This window comes from Streptomyces sp. B8-7 (assembly GCF_058833805.1).
Window position 1 is genome coordinate 1689477 of the sequence record NZ_JBYRRL010000001.1, and the last position, 8024, is coordinate 1697500.

The following is an 8024-nucleotide window of genomic DNA, read 5'->3' on the forward strand; positions in this document are numbered from 1 at the left end:
ACCGCCCGGCACCCCTCCGCCCGCCGACGCCGCCGCGCGGCAGCCGGCTGGGCAGCCGGGACCGGCGGGGCAACCGGGACCGGACCCGAGGACCGGGACTCCAGGACCAGCACCCCAGGACCAGCACCCCAGGACCAGGACTTCAGGACCAGGACCCCAGGACCAGGGCCGGAGGACCAGGACCCCGGTCCCGGCCGGAGGCGGTCACCGGGCCGATCCGCGCTGTCGCACCCCGCCGGTACCGTGAGGGCATGAGTCACGGTCCCCGGTCGGGCCTCGCCGCGGTCAGCTCCGCACTGCTGGCCATGAGCAGGCACCTGGAGGTGCGCGACGTCCTGAAGACGATCGTCGCCTCCGCCCGCGAGCTGCTCGACGCCGAGTACGCCGCCCTGGGCGTGCCCGACGACCACGGCGGTTTCGCCCAGTTCGTCGTCGACGGCATCGGCGAGGAGCAGTGGAAGGCCATCGGCCCGCTGCCCCGCCAGCACGGCGTGCTGGCGGCGATGCTGCACCAGGCCCGCCCCGAACGCCTCGCAGACGTCCGGGAGGACCCCCGCTTCGGGGGATGGCCGGCCGCCCACCCCGAGCTGTCGGACTTCCTGGGCCTGCCCGTGCGCGACGGCGACGAGATCATCGGTGCCCTGTTCCTGGCGAACAAGCGCCGCCCGGAAGGGCACGCCCCGCCGGCCGCGGACCCCGGACGGCCCGCCCCGCCCGCCGCCCGGCCCGGCGGCTGCGGCTTCACCGAGGAGGACGAGGAACTCCTCGCGATCCTCGCCCAGCACGCGGCCATCGCCCTGACCAACGCCCGGCTGTACGAGCGCAGCCGGGAGCTCACCATCGCCGAGGAGCGTTCCCGCCTCGCGCACGAGCTGCACGACGCCGTCAGCCAGAAGCTGTTCTCCCTGCGCCTGACCGCGCAGGCGGCCGCAGCCCTGGTCGACCGCGACCCGGCGCGCGCCAAGGGAGAGCTCCAGCAGGTGGCCGCGCTGGCCGCGGAGGCCGCCGACGAGCTGCGCGCCGCCGTGGTCGAGCTGAGGCCCGCAGCGCTCGACGAGGACGGCCTCGTCGCGACCCTGCGTGACCAGGTCCAGGTCCTGGACCGCGCCCACGGCGCACGCGTCACCTTCGCGAGCCGCGGGGTCCGCGCCCTTCCCGCCGCCCAGGAGGAGGCCCTGCTGCGCGTCGCGCAGGAGGCGCTCCACAACGCGCTGAGGCACTCCGGCGCCGGGCAGGTCGACGTCACCCTGCACCGGCAGGGCACCGGCGCCGTGCTGCGCGTCACGGACGACGGCGACGGCTTCGACCCGCGGGCGGTGCGCAGCGCGGGCCGCCACCTCGGCCTGGTCTCCATGCGCGACCGGGCGAGCGGCGTGGGCGGCGGCCTGTCGGTGGAGTCGGCGCCCGGGAAGGGCACCACGGTCGAGATGGAGGTCCCCGGTGGCTGACGCAATCAAGGTGCTGCTCGTCGACGACCACCAGGTGGTCCGTCGTGGTCTGCGGACCTTCCTGGAGGTGCAGGACGACATCGAGGTCGTCGGTGAGGCCGCGGACGGCGAGCAGGGCGTGGCACGCGCCGAGGAGCTGCGGCCCGACGTCGTCCTGATGGACGTCAAGATGCCGGGCATGGACGGTGTGCAGGCCCTGCGCAGACTCCGTGAGCTGGGCAACCCCGCACGGGTGCTGGTCGTCACCAGCTTCACCGAACAGCGCACGGTCGTCCCGGCCCTGCGCGCGGGCGCCGCCGGGTACGTCTACAAGGACGTCGACCCCGATGCGCTGGCCGGGGCGATCCGTTCCGTGCACGCGGGCCACATCCTGCTCCAGCCGGAGGTCGCAGGCGCCCTGCTGTCCCAGGACGAGGCGCACGCGGTCCAGGGGCGGGGCGGTTCGCTCACCGAGCGGGAGCGCGAGGTGCTGGGACTGATCGCGGACGGCCGCTCCAACCGCGAGATCGCCCGCGCCCTCGTGCTGTCGGAGAAGACCGTCAAGACACACGTCTCGAACATCCTGATGAAGCTCGACCTGGCGGACCGTACCCAGGCCGCCCTGTGGGCGGTACGTCACGGAATGGCCGGCTGATCCCCGCCCCCGGGGGGCGCACGCCGGGCGCGGGGCGGCCCACCGGACGGTTCCCCTCCGGGCTGAGATTCATACCGTCGTGGGAATGTCACCCGGATGGCGCATCCTCCCCGGGCCCTCCGCGTTCTCCAGTGCGTGCTGCGGCGACTGCCGCGGCGAACGCTAGGAGGGCTTGAAGTGAAGAACCTGAAGAAGGCCGCGGCCGTGACGATGGCGGCAGGCGGACTGGTGGCCGCCGGAGCCGGGATGGCGTCCGCCACCGACGCGCACGCCGGCGGCACGGCCCAGCACTCTCCGGGGATCCTCTCGGGCAACCTCGTCCAGGCCCCGGTGCACGTCCCGGTGAACGTGGTCGGCAACAGCGTCAACGTCGTCGGCGTGCTCAACCCCGCCTTCGGCAACCTCGGCGTCAACCAGTGACCCACCCGGTGGTCAGCTTGTCCGCCCAATGATCCGAACGGGCCGTTCACGGCGGTGTTCCGTGCCGTTCACGACCTGCGGGGCGTTGACCAGCGCACGACCCGCGGCCGGGTCGCTCCCGTACTCGCAGGAGGAGTCCGTCCCATGAACATCGCCAAGAAGGCCGCCGTGGCCGTGGCCGTCGCCGGTGCCGCCGCCGGCGCGTCCGCCGGTGCCGCCGTCGCCGACGCCGGAGCCGAAGGCGCGGCCGTCAAGTCGCCGGGTGTCGGCTCGGGCAACGTCGCCCAGGTGCCCGTGCACATCCCGGTCAACGTGGTCGGCAACACCGTCAACGGCATCGCCGGCCTCAACCCGGCGTTCGGCAACACCGGCGTCAACGACTGACGTCCGGGTGCGCCCGGCCAGGGCCCCTCACGCCGTCCCCGGCGCGAGGGGCCCCACCCGTGCCCGCCGCCGGGCGTCGCGCAGCGGTGACAGGCCCCCCGGACCCCTCGCCCCCGTTCGACGGCCCCTGCGGGTCTCCCGCGCCGCCGGGCCGGCCGCCGCGCACACCTCCGTCCCCCGGGCGCCGGTGATGCCGAGCCCTCCCGCCACCGTCCCGTGCCCGCTCGCGGCCGGGCCACCGCGCGTGCGCCCGCCCGGGCCGGCCCCGGCCCCGGCCCGCGGTGAGGATCCTCAGCGCACCCCGCGCTCGCGCTCCTCCACGTACGCGTTGTACGCCGCCACCTGGGCCCGGCGCGCCGTGCGTTCCACCGGCCGCAACGCGGCTGAGCGCGCCGCCATCTCCGAGGCGCTCACCGCGCCCCCGTGCCCGTGGTCGGACGCCATCGACACCAGCAGCCCCACCCGCTGCGCCAGCTCCAGCACCCGCACCGCCCGCGGCGGATATCCCGGCGCCAGCACCTCCCGCCCCCGTTCGGCCCGCGCCCGGTACGCCCCGAGCGCCGCCTCCGCCACCGGCCCCGACGCCGCCACGTCCAGCCGCGTCAGCACCTCGGTCGCCTCCCGCAGGGCCTGAGCCAGCTCCCGCTCCGCCTCACCCAGCGACGGCACGTCCGCCCCCGGCGCCTCGCGCACCGGCAGGCACCGCCAGAGAACCTCCACATGCACATCGCCCTCCGGGCCCGCCTCGGACACCTCCGGCACCAGCCCCAGCGCGGCCCCGTGACACACCACGGCCTCCTCGGCGGCCAGCGCCCGCGCGTTGAACTCCGGCGGCCCGCTCAGCCCCAGCGGATGCCCCGGTGCGGGCAGCGCCACCCGCAGCCCCGTCACGCCCAGTCCGCGCAGCCGGCCCAGCGCGAGTGTCAGTCCCACCTCCCGCTCCTCGCCCGGCAACCCCTCCACGCGGTGCACGGCGTCCTCGCCGACGATCGCCGACACGGCGTCATCCGGCGGCACAAGTCCGGCGAGAAGGGCATTTCCCCATGCGGCCAGGCGGCCCGAGCGCGGTTCCGAGAGCATGCCCCCACCCTAGGGAACAGCGAAGCACCGGACCGATGGAACGGCCCGGGCGACCGGTGGCGTAGATTTCCTTGAGGGCTGCGCCCACCGGCGCGGCGGACCGAGCCACAGGCGAACGCGACAGCCGAGACCGGCCACACTGCAAGGGGAGACAACGCGCTCATGAGCGATGTTCTGGAGCTTCAGGACGTATCCGTGGTCCGCGAGGGCCGGGCTCTGGTGGACCAGGTCTCCTGGTCGGTCAAGGAGGGCGAGCGCTGGGTCATCCTCGGGCCCAACGGCGCCGGCAAGACCACCCTCCTCAATGTCGCCTCCAGCTACCTCTACCCCAGCAAGGGCACCGCCACCATCCTCGGCGAGACCCTGGGCACACCCGGCACGGACGTCTTCGAGCTGCGTCCGCGCATCGGCATGGCAGGCATCGCCATGGCCGACAAGCTCCCGGGGCGCCAGACCGTCCTGGAGACCGTGCTCACCGCCGCCTACGGCATGACCGCCACGTGGCACGAGGACTACGACGAGGTCGACGAGCGACGCGCCCGCGCCTTCCTCGACCGCCTCGGCATGAGCGACTACCTGGACCGGAAGTTCGGCACCCTCTCCGAGGGCGAGCGCAAGCGCACCCTCATCGCCCGCGCCCTGATGACCGACCCCGAACTGCTGCTCCTGGACGAGCCCGCCGCCGGCCTCGACCTCGGCGGCCGCGAGGACCTGGTCCGCCGCCTCGGCCGGCTCGCCCGCGACCCGATCGCCCCCTCCATGATCATGGTCACGCACCACGTCGAGGAGATCGCCCCCGGCTTCACCCACGTCCTGATGATCCGCCGGGGCGAGGTCCTCGCCGCCGGACCGCTGGAGCTGGAACTGACCTCCCGCAACCTCTCCCTCTGCTTCGGCCTCCCGCTCGTCGTCGAGCAGGTCGGCGACCGCTGGACCGCCCAGGGCCTGCCGCTGTCCTGACCCCGGCGGCCGGCCCCGACCGCACGCGCCGGCCAGGGCCGGCCCGCCGCGGCGCCGACCGGACCCCGGTGCGCCCTGTCGGCGGCCGCGGCGCGCACCTACCATGCCCCTTGTGAACGACATCGACGCATGGGTGTGGTGGCTCGTCGGCGCGGCCGCGCTCGGAATCCCGCTCGTGACCACCGCCATGCCCGAGTTCGGGATGCTGGCGGTGGGCGCCGTCGCCGCGGCCGGCGTCGCCGGGTTCGGGGCCGGTGTCGTCCCGCAGGTCCTCGTCTTCGCCGGGGTCTCCGTCGCCCTCATCGCCGTCGTCCGGCCCATCGCCCACCGGCACCGCACCCAGCGCCCCCGACTCGTCACCGGCGCGGAGGCGTTGAAGGGACGGCGGGCCGTCGTCCTGGAACGCGTGGACGGTTCCGGCGGCCGCATCAAGCTGGCCGGCGAGGTCTGGTCGGCCCGCTCCCTCGACTCCGGCCGCAGCTACGAAGCCGGGGCGGAAGTGGACGTGGTCGACATCGAGGGAGCCACGGCGATCGTCATGTGATCCCCCGCCTGCCCTCGGCCCGGCCGGAAGCGGGCCACAACTGACCCGAACGCCCCGCAGGGCGGGCGGCGTTCTGTCAGACTCGACCAGCAAGATCGACGAAGAACACACGATCTGCCGATAACGCCGCAGCCGAGAAGGGGTACGTGGAAGACGATGGAACCGATCATCATCGTCCTGGTCATTCTGGTGGTGTTGGTCTTCATCGCCCTGATCAAGACGATCCAGGTCATCCCACAGGCCAGCGCCGCCATCGTCGAGCGCTTCGGTCGCTACACACGCACACTGAACGCCGGCCTCAACATCGTCGTCCCGTTCATAGACACCATCCGCAACCGCATCGACCTGCGCGAGCAGGTCGTCCCCTTCCCGCCGCAGCCGGTGATCACCCAGGACAACCTGGTCGTCAACATCGACACCGTCATCTACTACCAGGTGACCGACGCGCGGGCCGCGACCTACGAGGTCGCCAGCTACATCCAGGCCATCGAGCAGCTCACGGTCACCACCCTGCGCAACATCATCGGCGGCATGGACCTGGAGCGCACCCTGACCTCCCGCGAGGAGATCAACGCCGCCCTGCGCGGCGTCCTGGACGAGGCCACCGGCAAGTGGGGCATCCGCGTCAACCGCGTCGAGCTCAAGGCCATCGAACCGCCCACCTCCATCCAGGACTCGATGGAGAAGCAGATGCGCGCCGACCGCGACAAGCGCGCCGCGATCCTCCAGGCCGAAGGCGTCCGCCAGTCGGAGATCCTGCGCGCCGAGGGCGAGAAGCAGTCCCAGATCCTGCGTGCCGAGGGTGAGGCCAAGGCGGCCGCCCTGCGCGCCGAGGGCGAGGCCCAGGCCGTCCGTACGGTCTTCGAGGCCATCCACGCCGGCGACCCCGACCAGAAGCTCCTCAGCTACCAGTACCTCCAGATGCTCCCCAAGATCGCCGAGGGCGACGCCAACAAGCTCTGGATCGTCCCCAGCGAGATCGGCGACGCCCTGAAGGGCCTGTCCGGCGCGATGGGCAACTTCGGCATGCAGAAGCCCGCTCCGGCCGGCGGCGGGGGCACGGAGCGCACCGAGCGGCCGGGCATCGACTGACCCGCCCCGCGCGGACGCGCCTCCCCGCGCCCACCCGGGCGCGGGGAGCCGTACGCCCGGGAGGTCAGGCGGCGCTGCGGGACAGCCAGTCCGGCAGCGCGGCCAGCTCCGCCGAGCCCAGCGCGAGCAGCATCGCGTCCTGCGGGCTCGGCTCGAACGGCTGCCGCAGCAACGGCATGCCCGCCTGGTCCGGAGTACGGTCGGCCTTGCGGTGGTTGTCCTCCGCACACGAGGCCACGGTGTTCAGCCAGGTGTCCTCACCGCCCTGCGCCCGCGGCACCACGTGGTCCACGGTCGTGGCGCGGCGGCCGCAGTACGCGCACCGGTGCCGGTCCCGGACCAGCACACCCCGCCGCGACCACGGCGCTTGTCTTCGGAAAGGCACCCGCACATAGCGGCAGAGCCTGATCACACGGGGCGCGGGTATGTCCACCGCGGCTCCCCGCATCCGCAGTTCGGGGTGGGCCTGCTCGACGACGGCCTTGTCCTGGAGCACCAGAACGACGGCTCGGTTCAAGGTCACCGTCGACAGCGGCTCGAAGCTCGCGTTGAGTACCAGCGTGTCCCGCATACCAGCCCACCTCCCGTGTGCACCGGCCCACCCCCTGGCGGGCTGGGATCAACTCTGGCCGGGCACGCCGAGATGGACAACGCAATATCTGCTGCTCCCACGAGGGTTCCCCCATGGCCCCCGGCAACAAAAATGCCCGCCTCTGATCACTTCCAAGACCAGAGGCGAGCAAACGTTCCGTGAACGTCAGCCTTCGGCGGGCACTTCGTACTCGCCGACGAGCTGCGCCCGCGCGAGCGTGTGGAACCGCAGGTTGAACCCGACGGCGGCCGGTGTCGCGTCCGCGTCCGGACCGAGCCTGTCCCGGTCCACGGCGTACACCGTGAAGACATAGCGGTGCGGGCCGTCCCCGGCGGGCGGCGCGGCGCCGCCGAAGTCCCGGGTGCCGTAGTCGTTGCGCACCTGCACGGCGCCCTTCGGAAGTCCCTCGAAGCTGCCGCTGCCCGCGCCCGCCGGCAGTTCCGTCACGTCCGCCGGGATGTCGAAGACGGACCAGTGCCAGAACCCGCTGCCGGTGGGCGCGTCCGGGTCGTAGCACGTCACGGCGAAGCTTCTGGTCTCCGGCGGGAAGCCCGCCCAGCGCAGGTGCGGCGAGGTGTTGCCGCCCGCGTGGACCTGGGCTTCCTTGAGGGGGGCGCCCTCCTTGACGTCCTCGCTCGTCACCGTGAAGGACGGCACGGGCGGGTGGAAGTCGTGCGGGAGCGGCCGCCTCCTGAGCTCGGTCACCTCGGTACCTCCTGATCGCTTCCTACGGTCGACGCCGAGCCTAGGGGGTGTCCGTGTGTCCACACGCGCGCTGCCGCCAGGCAGGCGGGACTTTCGAAACACGCCCTAGAACCAGTTGCGCCGGCTGCCGACCTCCGACAGCCACTGGTTGAGGTAGCCGGCCCA

General features: G+C 73.2%; 11 protein-coding genes (1 of these 11 only partly in view). 7 read left to right on the forward strand and 4 right to left on the reverse strand.

The annotated features are described in order from the left end of the window. Positions 1–251 precede the first annotated feature (251 nt). The 4 genes from AC5K6T_RS07055 (at position 252) to AC5K6T_RS07070 (ending at position 2886) form a co-directional block, all read left to right on the forward strand. Positions 252–1448 (forward strand): GAF domain-containing sensor histidine kinase, encoded by a 1197-nt coding sequence (locus AC5K6T_RS07055; RefSeq protein WP_493206580.1) that lies wholly within the window; start codon positions 252–254, stop codon positions 1446–1448. Continuing rightward, on the forward strand, positions 1441–2082 hold the full coding sequence (locus AC5K6T_RS07060; RefSeq protein WP_493206582.1) for a response regulator: 642 nt from the start codon (positions 1441–1443) through the stop codon (positions 2080–2082). The genes AC5K6T_RS07055 and AC5K6T_RS07060 overlap by 8 nt, the downstream gene beginning before the upstream one ends. 177 nt (positions 2083–2259) lie before the next feature. Next, a complete protein-coding gene (locus tag AC5K6T_RS07065) occupies positions 2260–2502 on the forward strand; it encodes a chaplin (protein WP_493206584.1) in 243 nt (80 codons plus the stop codon). 144 nt (positions 2503–2646) lie between these two features. Beyond that, positions 2647–2886 carry a chaplin gene (locus tag AC5K6T_RS07070; RefSeq protein ID WP_493206585.1) on the forward strand — a complete coding sequence of 80 codons (240 nt, stop codon included), beginning with the start codon at positions 2647–2649 and terminating at the stop codon, positions 2884–2886. Between the two features lie 291 nt (positions 2887–3177). On the opposite strand, the gene AC5K6T_RS07075 is transcribed toward AC5K6T_RS07070, so the two are convergent. Beyond that, complete coding sequence (locus tag AC5K6T_RS07075; protein WP_493206586.1) at positions 3178–3966, reverse strand: Rv1486c family protein; 789 nt, start codon at positions 3964–3966, stop codon at positions 3178–3180. Positions 3967–4128: 162 nt separating this feature from the next. Between AC5K6T_RS07075 and AC5K6T_RS07080 the strand changes: the two genes are divergently transcribed. The 3 genes from AC5K6T_RS07080 to AC5K6T_RS07090 all read left to right on the forward strand — a co-directional run bounded on the left by AC5K6T_RS07080 (position 4129) and on the right by AC5K6T_RS07090 (position 6562). Further along, positions 4129–4926 (forward strand): ABC transporter ATP-binding protein, encoded by a 798-nt coding sequence (locus AC5K6T_RS07080; RefSeq protein ID WP_493206587.1) that lies wholly within the window; start codon positions 4129–4131, stop codon positions 4924–4926. Positions 4927–5038: 112 nt separating this feature from the next. Beyond that, positions 5039–5470, forward strand: coding sequence for an NfeD family protein (locus AC5K6T_RS07085; RefSeq protein WP_493206589.1), 432 nt, complete (start codon positions 5039–5041; stop codon positions 5468–5470). Between the two features lie 156 nt (positions 5471–5626). Next, positions 5627–6562 carry an SPFH domain-containing protein gene (locus AC5K6T_RS07090; RefSeq protein WP_493206591.1) on the forward strand — a complete coding sequence of 312 codons (936 nt, stop codon included), beginning with the start codon at positions 5627–5629 and terminating at the stop codon, positions 6560–6562. Between the two features lie 64 nt (positions 6563–6626). Here the strand turns inward: AC5K6T_RS07090 and AC5K6T_RS07095 are convergent, their stop codons facing one another. From AC5K6T_RS07095 to AC5K6T_RS07105, 3 genes are all read right to left on the reverse strand, one after another. After that, positions 6627–7133, reverse strand: coding sequence for an HNH endonuclease (locus AC5K6T_RS07095; protein WP_493206593.1), 507 nt, complete (start codon positions 7131–7133; stop codon positions 6627–6629). A gap of 186 nt (positions 7134–7319) precedes the next feature. Beyond that, a complete protein-coding gene (locus AC5K6T_RS07100) occupies positions 7320–7859 on the reverse strand; it encodes a YbhB/YbcL family Raf kinase inhibitor-like protein (protein WP_493206595.1) in 540 nt (179 codons plus the stop codon). 105 nt (positions 7860–7964) lie between these two features. Next, a protein-coding gene (locus AC5K6T_RS07105; RefSeq protein ID WP_493206596.1) for a sporulation protein crosses the window boundary here: on the reverse strand, positions 7965–8024 show its 3' portion. Its footprint extends 723 nt past the window's final position; 60 of the gene's 783 nt are visible here — the last part of the coding sequence; its start codon lies beyond the right edge, outside the window; its stop codon occupies positions 7965–7967.

Excerpts from the sequence above, each read along its gene's own strand:
- AC5K6T_RS07055 (WP_493206580.1), top strand. The coding sequence starts at position 252 with ATGAGTCACGGTCCCCGGTCGGGCCTCGCCGCGGTCAGCTCCGCACTG.
- AC5K6T_RS07070 (WP_493206585.1), top strand. The coding sequence starts at position 2,647 with ATGAACATCGCCAAGAAGGCCGCCGTGGCCGTGGCCGTCGCCGGTGCC.
- AC5K6T_RS07095 (WP_493206593.1), bottom strand. The coding sequence starts at position 7,133 with ATGCGGGACACGCTGGTACTCAACGCGAGCTTCGAGCCGCTGTCGACG.
- AC5K6T_RS07075 (WP_493206586.1), bottom strand. The coding sequence starts at position 3,966 with ATGCTCTCGGAACCGCGCTCGGGCCGCCTGGCCGCATGGGGAAATGCC.
- AC5K6T_RS07090 (WP_493206591.1), top strand. The coding sequence starts at position 5,627 with ATGGAACCGATCATCATCGTCCTGGTCATTCTGGTGGTGTTGGTCTTC.
- AC5K6T_RS07080 (WP_493206587.1), top strand. The coding sequence starts at position 4,129 with ATGAGCGATGTTCTGGAGCTTCAGGACGTATCCGTGGTCCGCGAGGGC.